The sequence below is a fragment of the Billgrantia endophytica genome, from assembly GCF_002879615.1.
In the GTDB taxonomy this organism is placed as follows: Bacteria; Pseudomonadota; Gammaproteobacteria; order Pseudomonadales; family Halomonadaceae; genus Halomonas; species Halomonas endophytica.
This window is the reverse complement of record NZ_PNRF01000047.1, coordinates 73,254-96,190: the sequence shown is the minus strand read 5'-3', so window position 1 is coordinate 96,190 and position 22,937 is coordinate 73,254. Positions and strand designations below refer to the sequence as shown.

The window sequence follows — 22,937 nt, the reverse complement described above, 5'->3', positions numbered from 1 at the left end:
GGTGTGGGTCAGGCATGCTGGCGGCTGTGCTTGCCTTCGCCGATCTCTTCGATCAGCTTGGCGCAGAAGGCTTCCAGGTCGTCGGGTTTGCGGCTGGTGACCAGGCCGCTGTCGACCACGACTTCCCGGTTCACCCATTCGGCGCCGGCGTTGCGGAGATCCTGCTCGACCGAGGGATAGGAGGTCATGCGGCGGCCCTTGGCCACGCCGGCGTTGATCAGTACCCACGGCCCATGACAGATGGCGCCCACCGGCTTGTGGGCGACGAAGAACTGGCGGGTGAATGCCAGGGCCTGCTCGTTCTGGCGCAGGGCATCCGGATTGAACAGTCCGCCCGGCAGTACCAAGGCATCGTAGTCGTCGGCCTTTACCTCTTCGAGGCGCTCGTCCACGTCATGGGGCTTGCCCCAGTCCGACCCTGCCCAGGCACGAATACTGTCCTTCCCGGGAGCGATCACATGAACCGTGGCGCCGAAGCGCTCCAGCGCGGCCCTGGGTTCAGAAAGCTCCGATTCCTCGAAACCGTCGGTGGCGAGAATGGCGACCTTCTTTCCGTTGAGCTTCTGGCTCATGGCTACCTCCTTGTGATCCAAGTACACGGCAAGCGTGCCTTCATTTCCTATCGTTGTGGTGAGCGCGAAAGATCACAAGGGTGAAAATGTAGGGAAACGTCACCCATCTTTGCCCTGGGTGACAGGCCGAATGCAAGCGCCGCCGCCCGGTGGGCGGCGGCGCTCGGCCTGGTGCGGGTGAGCCGGGAGCATTCAGCCCAGGTAGGCGTTGAGCATCCAGATGGTCTTTTCCTGCTCGCGGATGTAGTCGCCAGCCTGCGCGGCGGTGCCTTCATCATCGGCATCCGAAGCCAGGGACAGGATCTCGCGCTGCAGTTCGATCAGGGTCTGGTAGCCCTTCAGCACGCCGCGAACGCAGGTTCCGCCGTCATGCACGTCCTTGTCTTCACGAATTTCCGACATGGACACGTAATCGCTGTAGGCATGGACGGGCTTGTGTCCCAAGGTCAGGATTCGCTCCGCAACCTCGTCGACCTTGACCAGCAGGTCGGTGTAGAACTCCTCGAACTTGGTGTGCAGTTCGAAGAATTGTGGTCCTTTCACGTTCCAGTGGTAGCCGCGCACGTTCATGTAGAAGATCTGGTAATTGGCCAGCAGGGCGTTGAGCTTTTCGGCAAGTTGGCTGGCGCTGTCTTCGTGCAGGCCGATGGAGTTGATATCTGTCATGCGGAGCTCCTTAGTTCGCAGGATATGGTTGGCAGTCGGATTCGTCAGGACCCCCAGTGTAAGAGGACGGGGGGAATCCGATAAGCAAAATCTGATCATCGCTTTCATAGCGCACATTGATCACATGCCGGTGGTACTCGTGCCTTTCAAGGGGCTGTGGTGCTTTGCCGCACTGGCTTCGACCTTGCGGGAACCCCGTGGCGCAGCGAGACTCAGAAGGAGCGGTCTGGTCTGCTCGTGGTATTCACAGCGGTTACATGGCGCCATGCGCCGCGTAGACTGCGAGCAACATGAAATGGAGAGTGCCCATGCGTCCTTGGTGGCTTTTACCCTGCCTGCTGGTGCTGGCTGGTTGTCAGATATCGCCTGCGGTGCTGCCATCGGCCGAGCCGCGGCCGGCCGCCGAGTGCCGCTGGGACGCCGACGGAACGGAGGCGGACGAGTGGGTGCGTCGCGCACTCACGGCACTCGAGAACGACGGGTTCGTGGTTCGTCATACCGAGCTGACGCTGGGGCTCGTCAATGCCGAGCGTACCCGGACCGTGCCCGGCTACGGCGGTTTCGATGAGCGTGATCGTCTGGGCCTCTTTGGCGGCTATGGCGTGGGAGGCGGCCGGGGCGGTGTTTCCAGCGGGGTGATGATTGGCTTCGGCGGTGGAGGCGGACGCATCATGCACGATGCCACTCGCCTGGAACGTGTCTCGGTGGTGGCCGATGACAGCTGGGTTCGGGTCAGCCGCGATATTCAGGTCATCGACTGGCGAGGCGAGATTCGCGAGTCGCGCAGTGCCAGCGATGCCCGGTTCTGTACCCAGCTTCGCAACGCCATGACCACTGCTCGTGCCGGGGAGGATTCATGATGCGCCGTTTCGTCATCCTGCTGACGGTCCTGCTACTGGCAGGTTGTGTCACTGCCGCTCCGGCTCCCGAGCCCCGGGAGCTCACGCTTGCCGCCACGCCCGAGGAGACGCTGCGTGAGGCCGTGGCCCTGTTGATGGAAGAGGGGTACGTGGTTCGGCATGCGGATGCGGAGCTAGGGCGGGTCGATGCCGCCCTTGCCCGCTGGCCGGGCTACCAGGTCCGTTTGCAGGTCACACCGGAAGGTGACGCTGCCCGTGCCTCTTTCACTGCGACACGGGGCGGTCGCCCCTTGCAGCCCCACCTGCTTGATCCCCTATTGGCGGCATTGCAATCCAGGCTGGGGCTGGGCCCCTGACAGTGAAACGCTTACCCCGACGACGAGCCCTTCAAGACGCTTATGACGCGACCACGTGACCTTTCGGTATGCTGGAAAGGAGGGGGCTGGCCGGCCGGGCTGGCAGCCTTGATGCTGCTGCTTGCTCCGGCACTGGTTCAGGCTCATCCGCATGGTTGGATCGACATCCGCATGCGATTGATCCTCGATGACCAGGGGCACCTCGAGGGGCTGCATCAAGCATGGCGAATGGACCCCTTCTATAGCCTGGTGCTGATCGAGGAGCTCACGCAGGCCGCGGGTGAAGAAGGGCTGGAGGCCGGCCTGGACCAGCTCGGTGGCGAGATACGCGCCAACCTGGCACCCCACGACTATTTCACCGAGCTGCGGTTGGGCGACGAGAAGCTAGCCGTGGGGGAGGTGACCGAATACACCGTCATGGCGCGTGGGGGACGAGTCGAGTTCATTTTCCTGCTGCCCCTGGCCTCGCCACGGGCATTGAACGAGAAGACCCTGAACTACAAGGTCTTCGATCCGACCTACTATCTGGAAGTGGTGCATGAGGCGGATGGCAACACCCCTCTCGACGATGCCCTGGTGGTCAATGGCGAGCTGTCGTGCACGACACGAATCCTGCCTGCCGATCCGGATCCCGAGCGCGTGATGGAAGCCGCCATGCTGGATATCACCGACGAAGCCGAGCCGGGGCTGGGTCGCCACTTTGCCGAGACCGGGGAGGTGACATGCGAGTGAAGGGCAAATGGTGGCTGGCCGGGGCGGGCCTGCTACTGGCGGCTCTGCTGTTCCATCTGGCCTTCCAGGGTGGCTTCCAGTCGCTGAGTCTGCAGCTGGTATCCTGGCAGCGGGATTTCCACCGCGCCCTGACCATGGCGATCACCGAACTTTCCGGGACTCCTTCGCCGGGTACCTGGGCGGCACTGCTGGGCATCAGCTTCGGCTACGGGGTCTTTCATGCCGCGGGGCCTGGCCATGGCAAGGCGGTGCTGACCACCTACCTGCTCTCCCAGGGCGGTGCGATTCGCCGAGCCCTGGCGCTCTCCTTCGCCGCTTCGCTGCTGCAGGGGATGGTGGCGATCAGCCTGGTCGTCGTGCTGGTGCATGGCCTGGGCTGGGTCACACGGCAAGCCATGGGTAGCGTGGTCTGGGTCGAGCAGGCCAGCTTCCTGATGGTGGCGCTGCTGGGGGCCTGGCTCTGCCTGCGTGCCATTCGTCAGTTGAGAAGGCCCGTGCCCGCCGCGGCGCACGGCTACCCCCACCGGACGCACGTCGCTGCCGACCATGCGGCGGATCCTCATCATGGCCATGAACATTGCTGCGGGGGGCACCACCATGTGGACCCGCAACAGGCCGCGGACTGGCGGACTGCACTGGCCACGGTGGCGGCCATCGGGGTTCGTCCCTGCAGTGGCGGTGTGCTGCTGCTGGGCGCAGCCTCACTTCTGGGGCAGTTTCCGGTCGGCGTGGCAGCCGTGCTGGTGATGTCGCTGGGTACGGCGCTGACCGTGTCGGGCCTGGCGCTTGCCAGTGTCGTGGCGCGTGGCTGGGCAGAGCGTCGGCTGGCGCGCCAAGGCAACGTGCAGCGGGCTGGCCGAGTTCTGGGCTGGGCCTCCCTGGGGGGTGGCCTGGCCATCCTGGCGCTGGGAGTGTCACTCTCCGTGACCGGTGTGACGCAACCCGCCTCGGCCCCGCTGTTCGGGGAGCCGCCCTCTCGCAGCGCCGGGGTCGAGTCGCCTCCCCGGAGCAGCCCTTTCGGGAGTGGCTGAGCCGTCTATCTCAGCGTGAGAACCTCGATCTGAGCCAGAAGATGGCCCCGCATGGCGGCCAGGCTGTCCAGGTCGTAGGGTACGGCTTCGCCATGCCCCCATACCGGTGCCGGCCAGGCAGCATCGCCTCTGTGCCTGACAACGACATGGACATGGAGCTGGGCAACCACGTTGCCGAGGCTGGCGACGTTCAGCTTGTCGCCCCCGGAGAGGGTCTTCAGCATCTTGCCGACCGTGGCGGCTTCCCGCCAGAGTTGCTGCTGGTCGGCCTCGTCCAGGTCGAATACCTCGCTGACTCCGCCGCGACGCGGTATCAGAATCAACCAGGGGAAGCGGGTATCATCCATCAGCCGCAGCTGGCACAGCGGCAGCTCGGTCACCGGGTAACTGTCCTGTACCAGTCGCTCATCGAGTTCAATGGACACCATGGCTTCCCCCTGTCGTCATACCGCGCTGTCTGTCGCGAAGCCTCCATCATGACACAGCCGCATTGAGAAAAGCCCCCCGGAAGCGAAGCGCCGCATTGTGTCTTAATTAGCGCAGCGGCGTGCAGTCGGTGCTAGATTTAGAGAAGCAGAAGTCCTGCCCACTGGAGAAGGCAAGCATGAAACGGATAATGGCATTGTTACTGGTATCGATCTTCGCACTATCACTGCTCAGTGGTTGCAATACCATGCGTGGCGCCGGTGAGGATATCGAAAGGGGCGGCGAAGCGATTCAGCGCCAGGCAAGCTGAGCTTGGGCAATTGTGCAAGATGAGGCGAGTCCTGTTAGGCTGAACGAGGCCATTGCTTCAAGGAAAGGAATGGAGATTCCCTGTACTTTTTCAAGGAGAAACGACCATGAAGAAAGCCATTGCCCTTAGCTTCGCCCTGCTGATGACTGCCGGTGCCCTCGCAGGCTGCAATACCATGCATGGGGCCGGGGAGGATGTCGAGCGAGGCGGTGAAGCCGTTCAGGATGCCGCGCAGTAAGGACTGTTTGACCGATCGAGCATTACACAGGCATGCCGAAGGGCATGCCTGTGTGTCCCGATCGGGCAGCCTTCCTGTATTTCCACGACTTGCCATTGAGGCCCCGCGATGGCCATACCCATGAAGTCCTTCTTGTCACTAGTCAGCCTGCTGCTGATAACGGGTTGTACCGCCATGACCCAAACGAATGGCCCGCGTGAGCCTGCGCCGGAACCTCCTCGCGTCAGTGAAGAGGGCGACACCTGCGGCGCGAGCCGGGTGCAGGATCGGGTGGGACGTCAGTTCGACGAAGCGCTTGGCGAGTCGATGCGGGAGCAAAGCGGTGCCGGAACGATTCGCGTGATGCGCCCTGGCCATGCCTACACCCTCGAGTACCGTGCCGATCGTCTCAACGTCCGTGTGGATGACAACGAGGTCATCACCGATATCGGCTGTGGTTAGATGCCGACCGGCAACGGCCGGCTTGTTTACTCGTAACGCTCCTTCCACCGCTGCTGGGCCACCTGTGCCTTGATCAACTCCAGCATGTCGATCAGCACCTGTTCGGTGACCTGGTCGGTATGCTCGTCGACTCTCAACCAGGCATCGAGGCCGCTTTCAGCGAGGTGTTCCACCAGAGTATTGAAGTCCGGCGAGTGGAGTCCCTCCATCGCTTCATGGACCAGGCGACAGGCAATGTCGCTCAGTGACTCATTCAGCGCCTTGGCCACCTGCCCTCCCAGCGGCAGACGCTTGAGACGCTTGATCTCGGGACTCTCCCTCAGGGCTCGCCCCACCAGGGCGCTGATGTAGCGCATCATATCCGCGCGATTGGCCCGGTAGGCGCTATCGGCCATATCCTCCAGGCGCCGGCTGATCTCGTGGATGAGCTGCTGCTTGCGAGGTACCACCACCTCTTCGGTGATACGCCGTGACAGGGAATCGCTGCTGCGTACCTGGTCCTGGATGTTGCCCAGCAGCCGCAGGGCGACCCGGTCCGACAGCTCCTCCACCAGGATGTCATAGTACTTGGCCAGGAAGGCGTAGGCCCGCCACCGCCGGATATCGATCATTCCCAGCCGATGCAGGCGATGCAGCAGCGAAATGACGCGCAGTATCCGCAATAGCCGGAAGCCGCCGACCGGAATGCAGCCCAACACGTCGTACCAGTGCACGAAAGGGTAGAAGAACCAGCGGTGGTAGCGACGCTCCAGGATGGCCGCCGCCCAGCCCAGCAGGACATCGAGGACGAAGATCGCCACGAAGACCAGGTCGATGGCGATGAAGTTGTCATGGATGTGACGGTCATAGGCGCTGTGCAGCCCCGGGGCAACTGCCTCGAAGGCCGCGTTCAGGGGCGGCAGCAGGAAGAGACTGTCGAACAGCAGCAGCGCCAGGTTGGTGACGACCAGAAGGATGATGAGCAGATCCCAGACCAGATGGATGCGTTCCAGCGAGGAAGAGGAACTGCCGAGATCGGGAGTGGGATGGGACATGGCGCCTTACTCGTCTCCGTGCCGGCCAGGCTTGGGTTCCTGACTGGCAAAGTGGTCCTTCTGGGTGCGGTGCTCTTCCTCTTCCGCCCGCTTGCGCAACGTCTTGCGCAGGGTGGCCTTCTCGAAGCGTAGCTTCTGCAGCGACGTCGCCAGCTTGAGCGGTGGCACCCTGGCCGGCTGGCCGTTCGAGTCCACGGCCACCATGGTCAGATAGCAGCTGTTGGTATGTCGTATCACCTTGTCGCGAATGTTCTCGGCCACCACCTTGATGCCGATCTCCATGGAGGAGTGGCCGACATGGTTGACGCTGGCGAGGAAGGTGACCAGTTCGCCCACGTGGATCGGCTGCTTGAACAGTACCTGATCGACGGACAGGGTGACGACGTAATGGCCGGAGTAACGGCTGGCGCAGGCATAGGCCACTTCATCGAGCTTCTTCAGGATGGCCCCGCCATGTACCTTGCCGCTGAAATTGGCCATATCGGGGGTCATCAGCACGGTCATGCTCAATTCATGCTGACCGGGCAGGTCGTGGTGATCCATAGCGATGTCCTGTGGTGTTGTCCTGACAGCATAACGCCTTGCCCCGGTTGTCACGACTCGTGGGCAAGGCGCCATGTCAGCCCGATAGGCGGCTCACGACCGGCTCAGAACCAGGTCAGGCCCACGGAGATGATAATGCCGGTGATGAACAGCTGGATCAGGCAGAAGCCCATGATGTCCTTGGCCTTCAGCCCGGCAATTGCCAGTACCGGCAGGGCCCAGAACGGCTGCAGCAGATTGGTCCAGGCGTCGCCCCAGGCAATGGCCATGGAGACTCGTGCCACATCCACGCCCAGGGCCTCGGCTGCCGGCAGCATGACGGGAGCCTGCACCGCCCACTGGCCGCCACCCGAGGGGATGAACAGGTTGACGATGCCGGCACTGATGAAGGTCCAGAACGGCAGCGATGTCTCGGTGGCAAACGAAATCAACCCCTGGGACATGGATTCGGCCAGGCCCGACTGCACCATGATCCCCATGATGCCGGCATAGAAGGGGAACTGGATGACGATGCCGGCTCCACCCTTGATCGCCTCGTTGAGGCTTTCGAGCAGGCTGCGGGGCGTGCGGTGCAGCACGATGGCGAGAAACAGGAACATGAAGTTGACGACATTCAGGTTCAGACTGCCGTCCCGCAGGATGAAGTGATCGAGCAGGAATATCACGCCCGGGATGCCCACCAGCCAAGCCAGGGTCACGCTGTTTTCCAGGCGCTCGGCCGGGCGTGTCACCCGTGCGCGTGCCTCGGGTCCGTCATCCAGCAGCTTCGGGTCCACATAGACGCTGTCCTTTTCGTCGGGCAGCATCAGCCGGTTGACCAGCGGGATACTGATAAACAGGCAGACCACGATCGCCAGGTTGAAGAAGGCGAAAATGGTCGAGCCGGTACCGATCACGCCGATCTGGTCAGCGGTGAAGTGGCCTTCGGTGGCGATGGTCAACGGAATGGAGCCGGCAAGTCCACCATGCCATACCACGAACCCGGAGTAGGCGCTGGCCACCAGCAGGCGATAATCGACGCGCACCAGACGGGCAAGCTCCTTGGCGAACAGGGCGCCGACTACCAGCCCGAAGCCCCAGTTGATCCAGCTGGCGACCAGGGAGACGAGGGTAACCAGGATAATAGCCCCGCCAGCGCTCGTGGCCCGTCCGGCCAACTGCTGTAGCACCCGCTTGACCGGAGGCGAGCTGGCCAGCATGAAGCCGGTGACCAGTACCAGCAGCATCTGCATCGAGAAGGTGAGCAGGTTCCAGAAGCCGTCACCCCAGAAGCGCATCACTGCCAATGGCGTCTGGCGTTCGACGGCGATGGCAGCGGCAGCGGCGGCGATGGTCAGCAATAGCACGAATATGAAGGGGTCGGGCAAGTAACGGTCGACCAGCCTCACGGCAGGCCTGGACAGGAATTTGAGCATGGCGGTTTCGCTTCTTCTAAGTTGTGGAAGTTGCTGTCGGGGTCGTCTCAGAAAAATAGCGCAACCTCATGAAGTTGCCCTGTTCGACGGGTCAACGGTGAGGCGGGCGCAGGGGTTTGTCAAAGGGTACGGGGCACCGATTGCCAGCGCGTGCGGCGATAATGCAGGAAATAAGCCGACAGTACGGCCGAGCGCACCAGGGCAAAGAGCAGGAACGACAGCCATAGGCCGTGGTTGCCGAAGCCCTGGGTGAGCCACCATGCCGGCAGGTAGACCGCCAGCCCGACGAAGATGCTGTTGCGCATTTCACGGGTGGCGGTAGCCCCTATGAAGACCCCATCGAACAGGTAGCTCCAGACAGCGATCAGCGGCATGACCACCATCCATGGCAGATAGGAGCCCGCCGTGTCGCGCACCTCCGGTAGGCTCGTCAACATCGCGATGAGATAGTGGCCGCCCAGAGCAAAGACCAGTGATGCCGTGGCGGCGGTCATGAGCGAGAACCAGGCCGCCGAGCGCACGGCAGCGCCGAATTCATCCCAGCGGCGGCGCCCTACCGAGCGACCGATCAGTGCCTCGACGGCATGGGCAAAGCCGTCCAGCGCATAGGAGGTCAACATGATGAACTGCAGCAGGACGGCATTGGCGGCCAGCATCGTGTCTCCCTGCACGGCGCCTCGCGAAGTGAAGAAGGCCATGGCAAAGAGCAGGCCCAGGGTGCGCACGAACAGGTTGGCATTGACCTGGAACAGTTTGGCATAGGCCGCGAGCTTGAGCAGCCGCTCACGCAGGAAACGCCCCTCCAGCAGTTTCAGCTGACGGCTGACCAGCCAGGCACCAAAGGCCAGCGCCGTGTAGTCGGCGATGACCGTCGCCCAGGCGACGCCATCGCTGGTCATTCCGAAACCCACCACGAAGAGCAGGTCCAGGACGATATTGACACCATTGGTCAGGACCAGGATGGCGAGGGTGACCCGGGAATTCTGCTGGCCCAGGAACCAGCCGATAATCGCATAGTTGGCCAACACGGCGGGCGCCGAGAGGATGCGGATCTGGGCATATTCCGCAGCCAGTCCGGTCGCCACTTCGCTGCCGTCCAGCAGCCACAGGCCGAGGCCGATAAGCGGCTGGGAAAAGAGGATCAGCAGCAAGCCGATGCCGATGGCCAGCAGCAGCGACTGGCCCAGCAGGTTTCGTACCTCGCTGTCGTTTTCGCGCCCCGTCGCCTGGGAGGTCAGCCCGGTGGTACCCATGCGCAGGAAGCCGAAGCCCCAATAGAGGAAGCTGAACAGGGTGGCGCCCAGCGTCACCGCCGCCAGGTAACGGGAGTCCGGCAGGTGGCCGACCACGGCGGTATCCACCAGACCCAGCAGTGGCACGGTGATATTCGAGAGGATGATCGGCCAGGCCAGCGTCCAGATGCGGCGTCGGGCGGCGGAGGGTGTCACGAGATCCTGGGAGGCCACGGCCTGTTCCGATGATTGACGAAACGCTGCAGCATGGCGTGCGCGTGACCACGACGCAACAGCCCGTGCGTGAGCGGAGTGGCCTATGCCGCGGTAATGATGTGGTACTTCTCCATCAGTTGATCACGGCTTTCCTTGCGCTCCGGATCCAGCGGAATGCAGTCCACGGGGCACACCTGCTGGCACTGGGGTTCGTCGTAGTGGCCGACGCACTCGGTGCACAGGTTGGGGTCGATAACGTAGATCTCTTCACCCGCCGAGATGGCGCCGTTGGGGCATTCGGGCTCGCAGACGTCGCAGTTGATGCACTCGTCGGTGATCATCAGTGCCATGAGGGCTACCTCGCGAGTAAGGCGTGGCCAGCGAGGCTGGCCTCGCCCTGGATGATGCCTATCGGCGTGTATGGCCGAGCATTCTGGTCAGGTATTGTAATGGCTTCGCAGCGTCTCGGCGACCCTGGGATGGACCAGCCGTGTGACATCGCCGCCGAGCTTGGCGATTTCCCGCACGATGGTGGAGGAGATGTAGGAGTTTTCCACCGCCGGGGTGAGGAAGACGCTTTCCAGCTCGGGCGCCTGGGCACGGTACATGTTGGCCAGTTGCAGCTCGTACTCGAAGTCGGATACCGCACGAAGGCCGCGCAATATGATATATGCCTTCTGCTCGATCATCATGTCGGTCAGCAGGCCATTGAAACCGATGACCTCGACATTGCCGAGCTCGGCCACCACTTCCCGGGCCAGGGTGATGCGGGTCCCGAGGTCTAGGGCGGGCCCTTTGCCGGGGCTGGCGGAGATCGCCACCACGACATTGTCGAAGAGGTGCGAGGCACGCTCGATCAAGTCGAAATGGCCGTGGGTGATGGGGTCGAAGGTGCCGGGGTAGACCGCTGTCTTCATGGCGCTCGGCTCACTTGCAGGACTCAAGGGGGCTCAGGGTAACCGCCCGTGGCCGAGCCGACAATATCTGCCCGGCCACGGAGGGTCACTCGTCCAGTTGGCCGAAGGGGTTGTCCACCACCAGCGAGACCGGCCGCGCGAAGCCCGGGATAAGAATGCGTTCCACACTGACATCGAGCTCAGGCCCTTCCAGAACGCCCTCGCCGAAGCGATACCGAGCCTGATAGTGTCCATGGTCGGCCTTGGCCAGGTAGGCCCGGCTTGCCTCCCGGGTCGCCTCGCGGCGCTCTCGCCAGGCAGTCAGGGCCGCTTCACCATGACGCTGCAGCAGCAGCCGCTCGGTCACGTCCGGCGAGAGCACCACGCCGGTGGCATTGTTGCCGCCAAACCCCTTGGCATTGATGAAGGCGGCGTCGGCGCTGAAGGATTGAGGCTCGCGGGAAAAGCAGAGTCGTTCGGCATACACGTCCTCGGCGACGGCATCCAGGGTTGGAATGCCCGGCAGCAGGCCCTGGGCGAAGGAGCCGAGGGCACTGACCAACTGGTCGCCGGCCGCGCTGCCCTGGGAGTGGCCGACGAAGGCCTTGACGGCCACCACGGGCCAGCTATGGATATCGTGTGCCTTGGCGACCAGGTCGAAGACATGGGACTCGGTCACGCGATTCTTGGGAGTGCTGGTGCCGTGGGCGTGGAGAAAGGTACGTTCCCGCAGCGCTTTTTCACCGAGCATGTCCCGTACCAGGGCGGCCGCCTTGCCCAGGGTAATGTAGTTGCCGATACCGGGGGCCGAGATCGAGCGCTTCCAGCCATCGGCGTTGACGAAGACGGCCGGTACACTGCCGAGGATCTCGGCGCCGATCTCCAGGGCAAGGGAATCGTCCAGCAACAGGATGAACTGGCTGGATTCGGCGATGGTGAAGCCGCAGTTACGGGCGAAAGGGCGGCAGGCTCGCTGATAATCCGCATCGGTCAACAGCTCCAGGGCATCCAGCGCCTTGAGGCTCTCGTCGTCGGCCAGTGCCCCCATGGCACGAAAGCCTTCGATGATCTCCGGCGTTATCGGCGCATCCGAGGTGCCGACCATGACCGCACGGCGCTGTCCGCTGCGGATATCCTCCACCCCCAGGCGCAGGTTGTAGAGGAAGCTGGCGCAGGCCCCGAGGACGGCGCCGGTGCCGCCCACGCTGCCCAGTACGTAGGCGTTGAGGAAGTCGGCCGGCATCTGGCCATAGCCCAGCGGCATCTGCTTGGACGTGGCCCGGTTGCCGGAGACAAAGCTCTTGAGCAGCCCGCCCCAGCCTTCGTCGTCGAGCTGGCCGATGGAGTTGCCGGCATAGACGGCCACATCGTCCGGATCGAGGCGGTCGCGCAGGGTTTCCCATTCGAATCCGCTGCTGCCCAGGCAGTCGCTGGCGGCGAAGATCGACATCGACAAACCGCGTGGATGATGCACGCTGCGATAATAGCGACTGGGGTTGAAACCGCTAGGCAGCTGTCCCGCCGCGCGGACCTGGGCCTGCCGGGTCTCTGGCAGCATCACGTCCAGGTCGCCGGCAGGCACCGTGACCTCGAGGACATGGCGGTCCACCTCGCGAACCTGCCAGGTGGCGGGCAGACGCTCGGGCAACTGGCGTCGGCGGATGCGGAACGTCAGTTCGCTCCCAAGTTCCAGGCTGGCCCGGCGGTTGCCTGGCAGGCCATCGTCGTGGAAGCGAGGGTCTTCGATACGCCGGATCAGGGTGTGGTCCAGCACCTGCCCGCGGCACCGCTCGGCCAGCGTCGCTGGGCTGACAGATTGGCCGTGGACATCATGCCAGGCGCCGTCTCGATGGCTACCCAGCCCCATCAGGGCAGCCAGGCCCAGCAGGAGCGTCTGCTGGTCGTCATCGGTCAGGGCATCGATAACGGTGCGACGAAAGGCTTGATGGCCAGAAGTTCGACCGGCGGCGTTTATGCCGCCCATGCCGACGATCACCGGTAAGTGTGACAAGCCGCTTTCCTCGTTGTGCTGTTTGTGCGAGTCGCTGTTATAAGTATGAGATTGGCGATCATAGCACCCGGTTCGGGACCCCGTCATGGGCTCCCGGAACAGGACAGGACAGCCATTGCGAAAAAACGAACGTTTGAAATGGGGCGGTGATCGAGCTATCCTTCACGTGCTGTTTGAGTCATACGAGTGGGTATGTGGGCGTGTTCCTTCGGGGGCGCGCCATTTTTATTTACGCCTCGCGCGTCACGATACGGCTGCTAGAATGGTCAGCTTTCGCACATGATTCAACTGAGCCGCATGCACGCCACTTCTCGTACTATCGTGACCAATCAGCCGGGTCCGCATCAGGATCTGACACGACGCGTCGAGCGAGCCTTGAGCCATCCGTTTCGCAAGCCGGTCGCCATCCATACCCGCCTGGCCTTCGAGCAGGCGGATACATGGCTTGGCGCTCGTCAGCCCGATGGCTTCCGCCGGACGCGACTGATCCTCGATGCCGGCTGCGGAGTCGGGCTGTCGACGCGTCGGCTGGCCACCCGCTTTCCCGACCATGTGGTCATTGGCGTGGACAGAAGCGCCGACCGGCTCGCGCGCGATCACGGCGCCCTGCCTGACAACGGCTTGCTGGTGCGTGCCGACCTGGTGGATTTCTGGCGACTGGCGCTGGCGGCCGGCTGGCAGCCGGCACACCATTACCTGCTCTATCCGAATCCCTATCCCAAGGCGGCGCACCTCAAGATGCGCTGGCATGGCCACCCGGTTTTTTCCGTTATCCTGGCACTGGGAGGGCGGCTCGAGCTTCGTTCCAACTGGCGTCTCTACCTGGAAGAGTTCGCCCTGGCCATCGAGCAGGCAACGGGGATCGAGGTCGCCGTGCAGCCCCACATACCCGATGACGGTTGTCTCACGCCTTTTGAACGGAAGTATCACACCAGCGGTCAGTCACTCTGGTGCCTGACGGCCAGCCTGCCCCACGCTCCCGGTCTGGTACCGGCTGCTTCGCTGGATAAGGTACCCATGACCGGCGGCACATGCAGGTCCACTGTTTCCTGATTCGAGGTTCCTATTGCCATGTTGCGTCGCCTTGTCCTGCTGTGCGGTCTATTCATGCCTTTGACGGCTCTGGGAGCGGGCTTCACTGAACTCGGCCGTATGGCCGAAAGCGGATTTCTGATCGGTGCCGAAGCAAGGCTGCTGGGTGATGGCGGCGCACCGGGTGAAGTGCTGGGTGCCATCGAACCCCAGCGCCAGCTATCGCCGGCCTCGGTCTCCAAGGCATATCTGGCGGCGGCGGCGCTGGACCGCTGGGGTCCCCAGCACCGCTTCACCACGCGCCTGGTCAGCGATGTCGAGCTCGACGGCAATGGCGTGCTGGCTGGCGACCTGATATTCGAGGGAGGTGGCGACCCAGCCCTGGCCACCGAAGACCTGTGGCGCCTGGCCCAGCGTCTGCACCAGCATGGCGTGCGCGAGGTGGCGGGCCGCCTGGTGGTCAGTCAATGGCGCTTCGGACCGGTGGAGTGCATCACCACCGACCGCTGCCAGGCCAGTTCACGGACAGCCAACGCCTACAGTGCGCTACTCTCCTCGGCGGGTGTCAATCATGGCAGCTGGTGCGTCAGCGTGGCTCCCGGAGCGGCTGCCGGCGAGCCGGCACGGGTCACCAGCTGCGACAGTCAGTCGCCGATCGTCGGTATCGACAACCGGGTCGAGACTCGCCCACCCAACAGTGGCACCGAGTTCAGCGCCGAGCGCGTCACCCGCGAGGGTGAAGACACCATGGTGCTGGGCGGACAGATTTCCCTGAACGCCTCGCCACGCGAAGTCTACCGCGCCAGCAGCGACCCCGCCCGGCAGACGGCCCGCACCATGGCAGCCATGCTCGAGCAGGCCGGCATCGTGGTGCGCCAGGGATATGCCACCAGCGTCGAGGAGCCGTCCGCTGCCACGCGCACCCTGGCGGCGGTCGACGGCAAGCCGTTGCAGGAATTGCTCCTGCGCACCATGAACTATTCCAACAATTTCATGGCCGATGTGCTGGCGCTCAATCTGGTCGACACCCCACGTAGCACTCTGCTCCAGGGCGGAGAAGTCATCGAGCACTTCGTTGGCGGCATTCCCGACCACGGCCCGCTGGAGCTGCGCAGTGGCAGCGGCCTGACGCCGGAAAGCCGCATCTCGGCTCACGGGGCCAACGTGATGCTGGAGAGCATGTTCCACCGTACGGCGCTCTTTCCGAGCTTCGTGGCCAGCTTCCAGTCGCCAGCCACCGGCGTGGCCAATTTCATTCGCCGAGGCTCGCCCACCTTCCAGGATCACGTCATGCTCAAGACCGGTACGCTCAATCAACCGGTTGCCGTGCGCGCGGTCAGTGGCTACTTTCGTACCCGTTCGGGGCGATGGGGCGTCTTCAGTGTGCTGGTCAATGGCACCGCCACGACCCCCTGGCTCAACTGGGCCCAGGTACTCGACCCGCTGGCCGTGGATCTGGAACGCATGATCGACAGCCATTGAGGGTTACTCCGAACCGCACCAACGAGCCGAGGCAGGACGAAGTCATCATGAAGCATGGGAGCACGGGTTGGCGTCATCTGGTGAAATCCACCGGCTATTCGATCAAGGGGCTGCGTATCGCCTTTCGCCATGAAACGGCCTTTCGCCAGGAGCTGGCCCTGTGCGTGATGCTGGTACCGCTGGCGTGGTGGATCGGCGACGGGCCGGTGGAGTGGATCCTGCTGTTGGGCAGTTGCCTGCTGGTGCTGATCGTGGAACTGCTCAATAGCGCTATCGAGAGTGTGGTGGACCGTATCGGCACCGAACACCATGAGCTATCCGGTCGCGCCAAGGACATCGGCTCGGCCGCCGTCATGCTGGCGCTGCTGCTTGCCGGGCTGACCTGGGCTCTGCTCATCGGGCAGAAGCTTCTTGCCTAGGTAGCACGATAGTCGGCACTTCCCGGCCTCGTGGCAGTGCCTGCGATGCCGACCTTCGTTATGCTGGAAGCACCCGAGTTATGACAAGGCGAGCTGGCGATGCCCCTTCCCGACGACTTTCTGCCCACCGATGACGTTCCCGCCGTGCTCAGGCCAGCCTTGGCCAAAGCCTGGCAGCGCCTGCATGACAGTCTGGCCCAGGCCGACAGTGTCGCCGAGCTGACCGGACAGGAGCCGCCATCCGAGAGCTGGGTGGCGCTCGGCGACGGCCGTCGCCGTCAGCTCGCCCGGGTGCTGGCCATTTCCGATTTCGTCCTCGATTCATTGGTGCGCCATCCCGACTGGCTGCTGCACCTGGACGCCAGTGGAGAGCTTGACGAGGCCCCGGGCACAGAGGTGCAGCGTGACTGGCTCGATGAGCGGCTGGAGGCGGTTGACGACGAGGCCGCCATGCAGTCGGCCATACGGCGCTTCCGCCGTGCCCGCATGATGGGCATCGTATGGCGCGACCTGACACGCCCGGCCGATGTCGACATGTGGGACACCAGTGCCGCCGTGTCCCGGCTGGCGGAACTCTGCCTGGACGGGGCCCTGTACTGGCTGGAGGCGTATCTCGAACCGCGCTGGGGTCGGCCCGCTGCGCGGGCCGACGGTAGTGGGCAGCACCTGGTGGTGCTGGGTATGGGCAAGCTCGGTGCGGGGGAGTTGAATCTCTCTTCGGATATCGATCTGATCTTTGCGTTTCCCGAGAAGGGCGAGACCCAGGGTGGGCGTAAGTCGCTGGAGCACCAGGAGTACTTCACCAAGCTGGGCCAGCGCCTGATCACGGCCCTGGACGCCGTGACAGCGGACGGTTTTGCCTTTCGCGTCGATATGCGGCTGCGACCGCTGGGGGAGGGCGGCCCGCTGGTCGGCAGCTTCGCCTCGCTGGCCGGCTATTACCAGGACCAGGGCCGCGAATGGGAACGCTATGCCATGCTCAAGGCGCGGCCGGTGGCCGGGGACCTGGATGCGGGTGATGAACTGCTGGCGAATCTGCGCCCCTTCGTCTACCGCCGGTATCTGGATTTCGGCGCCATCGAGTCGCTGCGCGAGATGAAGGCGCTGATCAATCGCGAAGTGAAGCGCAAGGGCATGCAGGCCAACATCAAGCTCGGCCCCGGTGGTATTCGGGAAATCGAGTTCGTGGTCCAGGCCTTCCAGCTGATTCGCGGAGGGCGGGACACCGAGTTGCAGGTCACCTCGCTCAAGACCGCGCTGGAACGGCTGCCTGGCCTGGGGCTTCTGCCCCAGGCGGTGGCCGACGAGCTCATGCCGGATTACGTTTTCCTGCGTGACCTGGAGCATGCCCTGCAGGCACTGGAGGATCGCCAGACCCAGAGCCTGCCCGACGACGACCAGGCCCGGGAGCGCGTGGCGCTGGCGCTGGACATGGCGGACTGGCCGGCCGTGATGGCACGGCTTGACGAGGTTCGCTCCCGCGTACGCCAGCACTTCGATGCGGTGATTGCCGACCCGGAAGCGGAGATGGAGGGACCCGCCAGGAGTCCCGAACATGGTATCTCTTCCCTGGATGACTGGCGGTCGCTATGGCACGACGAGCTCGAGGAGGAAGAAGCCCGAACGCTACTGGCCGGGGCGGGGTTCGCTGACCCGGAGACAGCGTTGCGACGCCTCACCACGCTGCGCCAGTCCCGTCAGGTGCAGACCATGCAGCGCATCGGCTACGAGCGACTCGATGCCTTGATGCCCCTGCTGCTGGGGGCGGTTGCCGAAAGCGAGCTGCCGGATATCGCACTGGAGCGTGTGCTGCCATTGGTCGAGGCCGTGCTGCGGCGCACCGCCTACCTGGCACTGCTGCGCGAGAACCCCGAGGCGCTGGGCCACCTGATGGGGCTATGCAGCGCCAGCCCCTGGATCGCCGAGCAGCTGGCGCGCTACCCGCTGCTGCTCGACGAGCTGTTGACCCCGGATACACTTTACACCCCCGCCGACAAGACACGACTCGCCGACGAGCTGCGCCAGGCCCTGGGTCGAATTCCCGAGGATGACGACGAGGCCCACCTGGAGGCGCTGCGTGTCTTCAAGCACGCCCATGTGCTGCGGGTTGCCGCCTCCGACATCGCCGGCACCCGGCATCTGATGAAGGTCAGCGACTACCTCACCCATATCGCCGAGGTGCTGCTGGAGGCGGTGCTGGCCATGGCCTGGCGCCACCTGGTGCGCAAGCACGGCTATCCGTTGCGGCGTGATGGCTCCCGCGCCGGAGCCGAGCCCGAGTTCCTGATCGTCGGCTATGGCAAGCTGGGTGGCATCGAGCTGGGCTATGGCTCGGACCTCGATCTGGTCTTCATTCACGATGCCGACTCCGGCGGCAGTACCGATGGCGCGCGGTCCATCGACACGCCGGTGTTCTTCACCCGCCTGGGACAGCGCATCATTCACCTGCTCACCGCAGTGACGCCGGCAGGCGCGCTCTACGAGGTGGATATGCGCCTGCGCCCCTCGGGCAGTGCCGGGCTGCTGGTCACGTCGACCAGCGCCTTCGCCGACTATCAGCGCCGCGAGGCCTGGACCTGGGAGCATCAGGCGCTTGTGCGGGCCCGCGTGGTGGCCGGGTATCCGCCTATTGCCGAAGGATTCGAGGCGGTGCGTCGCGAGATACTGGGACGCAGCCGCGATGTCGAGGCACTGCGCAAGGAGGTGGTGGCGATGCGCCACAAGATGCGCGATCACCTGGGCAGCAGGGATGCCGAAGGCTTCGACCTCAAGCACGACGCGGGTGGCATGGTCGATATCGAGTTTCTCTGCCAGTTCGCCGTCCTCTCGATGGGCAGCGAGACACCCGAGCTATTGGCCTACAGCGATAACATGCGCATCCTCGAGACCCTCGAGGCCACCGGTCGCCTGCCCGACGATGACTGTCGGTGCCTGCGCGAGGCCTACCTGGCCTACCGCAGCGCCGTTCACCGGGCTTCGCTGACACGTGAGTCGGCCCGCGGCCGCAGTGAGGACTTCCAGGCCCACCGACAGGCCGTGATCGACGTGTGGCAGCGACTGCTCGAGCCGTCGACATGAGAGTTCAACCGATTTCGCCAACATCAGAAGAGAGAGTCCGATGAACAAGGCACTGGTACTCCACGGCCCCAACCTCAACCTGCTGGGGACACGCCAGCCGGAAATCTATGGTTTCGAGTCCCTGGACGACATCAACAACTCCCTTTACGAGAAAGCCGCGGTCAACGGCTGGGATATCAGGGCACGGCAGAGCAACCACGAGGGCGAGCTGATCGACCTCATCCAGGCGGCGCGCCTCGACGGTACCGCGGCGATCATCATCAACCCCGCCGCTTATACCCATACCTCGGTGGCGATCCTCGATGCGCTCAATGCCTTCGAGGGGACCGTCATCGAGGTGCACCTCTCCAACGTGCACAAGCGCGAAAGCTTCCGGCACCACTCCTACGTTTCGCTGCGGGCCGATGGCGTGATCGCCGGCCTTGGCGGCCAGGGCTACCTGGCCGCCCTGGATGCGGTGATCAAGGCGGCCTCGAAATCCTGAAGGACTGTTTCGCCACTTCTCTCGGGCCCGCCAAAAGAACGGTGGGCCCGCTTCGTTGTGTTTGTGTAACAAGTGCTGGCAAGGCCCGGTACGGCGGCCCCCCTGGGCCAGTGACGACTTCACCGCCCGGTGCGTGCGCTGCGATGCCTGCATCACGGCCTGCTATCCGCTTTACCCCTGACGTTGGGGCGACCGCCAAGGCCTCGGCTCGATAGCGAGGCCCGTACCGGCTGTGGTGCCTGTCTTGCCCAGTGCCCCAACGACGCCATCAGAATGACAAATGAGGAAATGGCCCATGTCGAACGATCCCCTGCATATCGCCAGTTTCCTGGTACATGTCCAGCCGGCGCACTGCCAGGAAACGGCGGAATGGCTGGGTGGCGCACCTGGAACGCGATGGGCCAGGGCATGGGCATCCGACCGACTAGTTCCGAGGCGCCCCAGGTTCGTGGCTCAACTGATCGTGGTGCGGATCTGCCGGGCTTTTTCCTGCAGTAGCGGAAGGTACCGCTGCTTCAGGGTCTCGTAGTCGACCCGGGCAGCATTGGTACTGATGTTGATGGCGCCGAGCAGCTTGTCGTTGGCATCGAAGGCGGGCACTGCAATGGAGCGCAGGCCCGAATCAAGCTCCTGGTCTGCAATCGCATAGCCCTGCTGACGTATATCGAGGATACGGCGTTTCAATTCCGCCTTGTCGACGATGGTCTTGTCGGTATGGCGTTCGAGCTTCACCTGCTCGAGAAAGGCATCCAGCTCAGCATCCGGAAGCTGGGCCAGCAGGACGCGGCCCAGAGAGGTGAGGGCGGCCGGCAGGCGGGTGCCCACCGACAGGGTAATTGCCAATAATCGATGACGGGCCGAGGAGCGGGCCACATAGATAACGTCGTCACCATCAAGCACGCCCAGAGAAGATGATTCCCCGATCTCGAGCGTGATGTCCTCCAGCACCTGCTGGATGACACTACGATAGTTATTGGCCGAGAGGAAGGCATAGCCAAGCTGAAGCACCTTGGGGGCAAGCTCGAAATGTCGCCCTTGCTTGCGCATGTAGCCCAGCGCATGGAGCGTCAGCAGGAAGCGCCTTGCCTTGGCACGATTCATGCTGGTTCGAGTGGCCACCTCGCTCAGTGTCATCCGCGGGTGGGCATTGTCGAACGCCAGTATCACCTCCAGCCCGCTGGCCAGGGCAGTAACGAAGTCGCGGTCCTCTGTCGATATTCCTTTGTCTGTCACGTATGCCTCCGCTGACTGACCCGGCGCTTGATTGATCAAGGCGTCATTTGCGGCATATGTTCGCATACCGAACATGTGTTGTTCAAGCATGGCTCCATTGCGATAAGCTAAGTCGCCTTTAGACCGGGAATCTCACCGACAGAATGGAAACAGGCCTCTGTCCGGTGCATAACGCGTGGTCGCTACCAGCGGGTCGCCGATCCCGCCGCACTGGATCGGCTCCTGGTGGGTGTCTTCCTCGAGTCCCTGCCCGAAGGTGCCACGGGAGGTCTGGTTGGATCTCGATGCCATGGACGATCCGCCGCATGGCCACCAAGAGGGCCGGTTCTTCCACGCTACTTGGCGCGGCAGGCAGCGTCGCTGGCAATCGGTGACCGCCTGGGCCATGAAACCGCCAGTTACCGCCAAGACATCCCCGGCGGAGTTGGGCATCCCATGGCCATGAGAAAGTCAGGTAAATCACAGATGCCAGCAGCGATGAATGCTGCCGGCATCTGTGTCCGAGCCGATTCGAGTTCAAGCGCTGCCCAGCAACCGTTCGACGCTGCGTTGGACTTGCCGGGTCAGGTCGCCTTCATCCAGGCCGGCCACTCGCCCATCGACGGTCACCGGTTCGCCATTGATGAAGCCATATTTTACCGTGGCCGGCTCGGCACATAGCAGCGGTGCCATCAGCGGGTAGTGCACGCCGGCAAAGCGTGGCTGGTCGATATCGTAGAGCACCAGGTCGGCGGCCTTGCCGACAACCAGCTCACCCACATCGTCCAGTCCCAATATGCGTGCACCACCGGCGCTTCCCCAGCTCAGCACGCTCTCCAGAGTGGTGGCTTCCGGGCCGCCCAGGGCACGATGAATCAGCCACGCGAGATTCATTTCCTGCAACATCGAGCCGGACTCCGACGAAGCCGAACCGTCCACCCCCAGACCGATGGGCACCCCTGCACGAGCCATGTCGGGCACTGGCGCGACACCGCTTCCCAGACGGCAGTTCGAGGTTGGGCAGTGAGCGATGCCGGTGCCGGTTTGCGCCAGTCGGTCAATGGCGTGCGGATCGCTCTTGACCAGATGAGCGAACCAAACGTCTTCGCCCAGCCAACCCCGCGCATCCGCATAGTCGATGGCCGACATGCCATACTTTTCCTGCGCCTGGGTCTCATCGAAGCTCACCTCGAGAAGATGGGAGTGGCGCCGCAAGCCATGACGCCGCGCATAGTCGGCCAGCGCGTCGAGGCTCCGCGGATTGCTCGAGTGGATCAGGCTGGTGGGTGCGACGACCAGTCGCCGCATGGCATCACCCGCCGGTTGATGATAACGCCGGCGCGAGCTCTCAAGGCGGTCGAGCGCCAGCTCCAGGCTCTCCGGTACGATGGCGTGACGTGCCATGCCCTTGTGGCTGCCGGCCTCGGTGGCGCAACCGCGGCACAGCGCCAGGCGTATGCCGAGTTCATCGGCCGCCTGCCACACCGCCGCCTCGACCTCCGGGCTGGTGTCGCGGTGATAGAGATAATGGTGATCGGCACAGGTGGTGACGCCCGAACGCAGCATCTCGTATAGCCCTAGCCGCGCGGCGTGATACATCAGTTCCGGAGTGATCTTCGGCCAGAAGCGATAGGGCACCGAACCCAGCCACTCTCCCAGGCGTTGGTTGAGTCCTTGCGGAACGCCCTTGAGGATCGACTGGGCCAGGTGATGATGCGTGTTGACCAGCCCCGGCCACACCACGCATCCGCTGGCATCGATCACCCGCTCGCCTTCGATTGGCGCCAGGTCACGGCCAAGTGCGGTGATGCGATTGCCCTGGAGTCGCATGTCGGTGGCCGATGATTGCTGCGACGAAAAGATCGCCCTGGCATTGCGAATCAGATAGCCCATGGTTATGTCCCCATATGATCTCTGATCGGAGCAATGTCCCGGGGCGTTCCCCTGACCGCTTCTACTCCCGATGAATGGTTGAAGGTTGGACGGCGATCGGGTGCCGTCATGTTTGCCATGCAAATTGCCTTCCACAATCTCGTTGCCACCGTCGTCGTGCATGAAACGGAATGGTGCATCCATCGGTCATCGCTGCGGCGCGACGAGAACATTGGCAAAGAGCACTGTTAGTGGGCACTGCAGCGGCGCAGCATGTTCAGCAATGCACCAGAAAAGTGCGTTGCATGCCATCACTGAATGGCCACCCGTGGCGCCAGCACTCACCAACTCCATTGCCGCCAGTGACTTTTTTCACCTT

At 63.6% G+C, this 22,937-nt stretch carries 25 protein-coding genes; 12 read left to right on the top strand and 13 right to left on the bottom strand.

Annotation, left to right across the window (positions count from 1 at the left end; genetic code table 11):
• Positions 1–8: 8 nt before the first annotated feature.
• Together C1H69_RS22360 and C1H69_RS22355 are read right to left on the bottom strand one after the other, a co-directional pair.
• A complete protein-coding gene (locus C1H69_RS22360; RefSeq protein WP_102655587.1) occupies positions 9–572 on the bottom strand; it encodes a type 1 glutamine amidotransferase domain-containing protein in 564 nt (187 codons plus the stop codon).
• A gap of 192 nt (positions 573–764) precedes the next feature.
• Positions 765–1,238, bottom strand: coding sequence for a Dps family protein (locus C1H69_RS22355; RefSeq protein WP_102655586.1), 474 nt, complete (start codon positions 1,236–1,238; stop codon positions 765–767).
• Between the two features lie 308 nt (positions 1,239–1,546).
• On the opposite strand from C1H69_RS22355, the gene C1H69_RS22350 reads away from it, so the two are divergent.
• The 4 genes from C1H69_RS22350 to C1H69_RS22335 are packed head-to-tail and all read left to right on the top strand — an operon-like array spanning position 1,547 to position 4,217.
• On the top strand, positions 1,547–2,098 hold the full coding sequence (locus tag C1H69_RS22350; protein WP_102655585.1) for a hypothetical protein: 552 nt from the start codon (positions 1,547–1,549) through the stop codon (positions 2,096–2,098).
• A complete protein-coding gene (locus tag C1H69_RS22345) occupies positions 2,095–2,454 on the top strand; it encodes a Slp family lipoprotein (RefSeq protein ID WP_102655584.1) in 360 nt (119 codons plus the stop codon). The genes C1H69_RS22350 and C1H69_RS22345 overlap by 4 nt, the downstream gene beginning before the upstream one ends.
• A gap of 42 nt (positions 2,455–2,496) precedes the next feature.
• Positions 2,497–3,186, top strand: coding sequence for a DUF1007 family protein (locus C1H69_RS22340; protein WP_205738590.1), 690 nt, complete (start codon positions 2,497–2,499; stop codon positions 3,184–3,186).
• On the top strand, positions 3,177–4,217 hold the full coding sequence (locus C1H69_RS22335; protein WP_102655582.1) for a nickel/cobalt transporter: 1,041 nt from the start codon (positions 3,177–3,179) through the stop codon (positions 4,215–4,217). The genes C1H69_RS22340 and C1H69_RS22335 overlap by 10 nt, the downstream gene beginning before the upstream one ends.
• A 5-nt stretch (positions 4,218–4,222) precedes the next feature.
• On the opposite strand, the gene C1H69_RS22330 is transcribed toward C1H69_RS22335, so the two are convergent.
• Positions 4,223–4,645, bottom strand: coding sequence for an HIT domain-containing protein (locus C1H69_RS22330; RefSeq protein ID WP_102655581.1), 423 nt, complete (start codon positions 4,643–4,645; stop codon positions 4,223–4,225).
• A 176-nt stretch (positions 4,646–4,821) separates the two neighbouring features.
• Here C1H69_RS22330 and C1H69_RS22325 point away from each other — a divergent pair, with 176 nt between their 5' ends.
• From C1H69_RS22325 to C1H69_RS22315, 3 genes are all read left to right on the top strand, one after another.
• Complete coding sequence (locus C1H69_RS22325; protein WP_102655580.1) at positions 4,822–4,953, top strand: entericidin A/B family lipoprotein; 132 nt, start codon at positions 4,822–4,824, stop codon at positions 4,951–4,953.
• Between the two features lie 106 nt (positions 4,954–5,059).
• Positions 5,060–5,191: an entericidin A/B family lipoprotein gene (locus tag C1H69_RS22320; protein ID WP_102655579.1), complete on the top strand. Its 132-nt coding sequence runs from the start codon at positions 5,060–5,062 to the stop codon at positions 5,189–5,191.
• A gap of 120 nt (positions 5,192–5,311) precedes the next feature.
• On the top strand, positions 5,312–5,632 hold the full coding sequence (locus C1H69_RS22315; protein WP_240610049.1) for an I78 family peptidase inhibitor: 321 nt from the start codon (positions 5,312–5,314) through the stop codon (positions 5,630–5,632).
• A gap of 26 nt (positions 5,633–5,658) precedes the next feature.
• Here C1H69_RS22315 and C1H69_RS22310 read toward each other — a convergent pair whose 3' ends face one another.
• The 7 genes from C1H69_RS22310 to C1H69_RS22280 all read right to left on the bottom strand — a co-directional run bounded on the left by C1H69_RS22310 (position 5,659) and on the right by C1H69_RS22280 (position 12,952).
• Positions 5,659–6,666, bottom strand: a complete 1,008-nt coding sequence (locus C1H69_RS22310; RefSeq protein WP_102655578.1) for an ion transporter — start codon at positions 6,664–6,666, stop codon at positions 5,659–5,661.
• 6 nt (positions 6,667–6,672) lie between these two features.
• Positions 6,673–7,209, bottom strand: a complete 537-nt coding sequence (locus C1H69_RS22305; protein ID WP_102655577.1) for an acyl-CoA thioesterase — start codon at positions 7,207–7,209, stop codon at positions 6,673–6,675.
• A gap of 104 nt (positions 7,210–7,313) precedes the next feature.
• Entirely contained in the window at positions 7,314–8,624 is a 1,311-nt protein-coding gene (locus C1H69_RS22300) for a short-chain fatty acid transporter (protein ID WP_102655576.1), read from the bottom strand.
• Between the two features lie 119 nt (positions 8,625–8,743).
• Positions 8,744–10,090, bottom strand: a complete 1,347-nt coding sequence (locus C1H69_RS22295) for an MATE family efflux transporter (protein ID WP_240610048.1) — start codon at positions 10,088–10,090, stop codon at positions 8,744–8,746.
• A gap of 83 nt (positions 10,091–10,173) precedes the next feature.
• Entirely contained in the window at positions 10,174–10,422 is a 249-nt protein-coding gene (locus C1H69_RS22290; protein WP_102655575.1) for a YfhL family 4Fe-4S dicluster ferredoxin, read from the bottom strand.
• An 87-nt stretch (positions 10,423–10,509) separates the two neighbouring features.
• Positions 10,510–10,989: a pantetheine-phosphate adenylyltransferase gene (gene coaD, locus C1H69_RS22285; RefSeq protein ID WP_102655574.1), complete on the bottom strand. Its 480-nt coding sequence runs from the start codon at positions 10,987–10,989 to the stop codon at positions 10,510–10,512.
• A gap of 85 nt (positions 10,990–11,074) precedes the next feature.
• A complete protein-coding gene (locus C1H69_RS22280; RefSeq protein WP_102655573.1) occupies positions 11,075–12,952 on the bottom strand; it encodes a beta-ketoacyl synthase in 1,878 nt (625 codons plus the stop codon).
• Positions 12,953–13,276: 324 nt separating this feature from the next.
• Between C1H69_RS22280 and trmB the strand changes: the two genes are divergently transcribed.
• From trmB to aroQ, 5 genes are all read left to right on the top strand, one after another.
• Positions 13,277–14,032, top strand: a complete 756-nt coding sequence (gene trmB / locus C1H69_RS22275; RefSeq protein ID WP_102655596.1) for a tRNA (guanine(46)-N(7))-methyltransferase TrmB — start codon at positions 13,277–13,279, stop codon at positions 14,030–14,032.
• Between the two features lie 18 nt (positions 14,033–14,050).
• Complete coding sequence (gene dacB, locus C1H69_RS22270; RefSeq protein WP_102655572.1) at positions 14,051–15,493, top strand: D-alanyl-D-alanine carboxypeptidase/D-alanyl-D-alanine endopeptidase; 1,443 nt, start codon at positions 14,051–14,053, stop codon at positions 15,491–15,493.
• A 47-nt stretch (positions 15,494–15,540) separates the two neighbouring features.
• Positions 15,541–15,912, top strand: coding sequence for a diacylglycerol kinase (locus tag C1H69_RS22265; protein WP_102655571.1), 372 nt, complete (start codon positions 15,541–15,543; stop codon positions 15,910–15,912).
• Positions 15,913–16,011: 99 nt separating this feature from the next.
• Entirely contained in the window at positions 16,012–18,990 is a 2,979-nt protein-coding gene (glnE, locus tag C1H69_RS22260; RefSeq protein ID WP_102655570.1) for a bifunctional [glutamate--ammonia ligase]-adenylyl-L-tyrosine phosphorylase/[glutamate--ammonia-ligase] adenylyltransferase, read from the top strand.
• A 40-nt stretch (positions 18,991–19,030) separates the two neighbouring features.
• Positions 19,031–19,474 (top strand): type II 3-dehydroquinate dehydratase, encoded by a 444-nt coding sequence (gene aroQ, locus C1H69_RS22255; protein ID WP_102655569.1) that lies wholly within the window; start codon positions 19,031–19,033, stop codon positions 19,472–19,474.
• Positions 19,475–19,927: 453 nt separating this feature from the next.
• Here the strand turns inward: aroQ and C1H69_RS22250 are convergent, their stop codons facing one another.
• From C1H69_RS22250 to C1H69_RS22245, 3 genes are all read right to left on the bottom strand, one after another.
• Positions 19,928–20,707, bottom strand: a complete 780-nt coding sequence (locus C1H69_RS22250; protein WP_102655595.1) for an IclR family transcriptional regulator domain-containing protein — start codon at positions 20,705–20,707, stop codon at positions 19,928–19,930.
• Positions 20,708–20,839: 132 nt separating this feature from the next.
• Positions 20,840–20,998, bottom strand: coding sequence for a hypothetical protein (locus C1H69_RS23725; protein ID WP_165789565.1), 159 nt, complete (start codon positions 20,996–20,998; stop codon positions 20,840–20,842).
• Between the two features lie 225 nt (positions 20,999–21,223).
• Positions 21,224–22,579: an amidohydrolase family protein gene (locus C1H69_RS22245; RefSeq protein ID WP_102655568.1), complete on the bottom strand. Its 1,356-nt coding sequence runs from the start codon at positions 22,577–22,579 to the stop codon at positions 21,224–21,226.
• Positions 22,580–22,937 lie beyond the last annotated feature (358 nt).

Coding starts and splice junctions, on each gene's coding strand:
- C1H69_RS22360 (WP_102655587.1), bottom strand. CDS start 572: ATGAGCCAGAAGCTCAACGGAAAGAAGGTCGCCATTCTCGCCACCGAC.
- C1H69_RS22355 (WP_102655586.1), bottom strand. CDS start 1,238: ATGACAGATATCAACTCCATCGGCCTGCACGAAGACAGCGCCAGCCAA.
- C1H69_RS22350 (WP_102655585.1), top strand. CDS start 1,547: ATGCGTCCTTGGTGGCTTTTACCCTGCCTGCTGGTGCTGGCTGGTTGT.
- C1H69_RS22345 (WP_102655584.1), top strand. CDS start 2,095: ATGATGCGCCGTTTCGTCATCCTGCTGACGGTCCTGCTACTGGCAGGT.
- C1H69_RS22340 (WP_205738590.1), top strand. CDS start 2,497: ATGACGCGACCACGTGACCTTTCGGTATGCTGGAAAGGAGGGGGCTGG.
- C1H69_RS22335 (WP_102655582.1), top strand. CDS start 3,177: ATGCGAGTGAAGGGCAAATGGTGGCTGGCCGGGGCGGGCCTGCTACTG.
- C1H69_RS22330 (WP_102655581.1), bottom strand. CDS start 4,645: ATGGTGTCCATTGAACTCGATGAGCGACTGGTACAGGACAGTTACCCG.
- C1H69_RS22325 (WP_102655580.1), top strand. CDS start 4,822: ATGAAACGGATAATGGCATTGTTACTGGTATCGATCTTCGCACTATCA.
- C1H69_RS22320 (WP_102655579.1), top strand. CDS start 5,060: ATGAAGAAAGCCATTGCCCTTAGCTTCGCCCTGCTGATGACTGCCGGT.
- C1H69_RS22315 (WP_240610049.1), top strand. CDS start 5,312: ATGAAGTCCTTCTTGTCACTAGTCAGCCTGCTGCTGATAACGGGTTGT.
- C1H69_RS22310 (WP_102655578.1), bottom strand. CDS start 6,666: ATGTCCCATCCCACTCCCGATCTCGGCAGTTCCTCTTCCTCGCTGGAA.
- C1H69_RS22305 (WP_102655577.1), bottom strand. CDS start 7,209: ATGGATCACCACGACCTGCCCGGTCAGCATGAATTGAGCATGACCGTG.
- C1H69_RS22300 (WP_102655576.1), bottom strand. CDS start 8,624: ATGCTCAAATTCCTGTCCAGGCCTGCCGTGAGGCTGGTCGACCGTTAC.
- C1H69_RS22290 (WP_102655575.1), bottom strand. CDS start 10,422: ATGGCACTGATGATCACCGACGAGTGCATCAACTGCGACGTCTGCGAG.
- coaD (WP_102655574.1), bottom strand. CDS start 10,989: ATGAAGACAGCGGTCTACCCCGGCACCTTCGACCCCATCACCCACGGC.
- C1H69_RS22280 (WP_102655573.1), bottom strand. CDS start 12,952: ATGGGCGGCATAAACGCCGCCGGTCGAACTTCTGGCCATCAAGCCTTT.
- trmB (WP_102655596.1), top strand. CDS start 13,277: ATGCACGCCACTTCTCGTACTATCGTGACCAATCAGCCGGGTCCGCAT.
- dacB (WP_102655572.1), top strand. CDS start 14,051: ATGTTGCGTCGCCTTGTCCTGCTGTGCGGTCTATTCATGCCTTTGACG.
- C1H69_RS22265 (WP_102655571.1), top strand. CDS start 15,541: ATGAAGCATGGGAGCACGGGTTGGCGTCATCTGGTGAAATCCACCGGC.
- glnE (WP_102655570.1), top strand. CDS start 16,012: ATGCCCCTTCCCGACGACTTTCTGCCCACCGATGACGTTCCCGCCGTG.
- aroQ (WP_102655569.1), top strand. CDS start 19,031: ATGAACAAGGCACTGGTACTCCACGGCCCCAACCTCAACCTGCTGGGG.
- C1H69_RS23725 (WP_165789565.1), bottom strand. CDS start 20,998: ATGGCATCGAGATCCAACCAGACCTCCCGTGGCACCTTCGGGCAGGGA.
- C1H69_RS22245 (WP_102655568.1), bottom strand. CDS start 22,579: ATGGGCTATCTGATTCGCAATGCCAGGGCGATCTTTTCGTCGCAGCAA.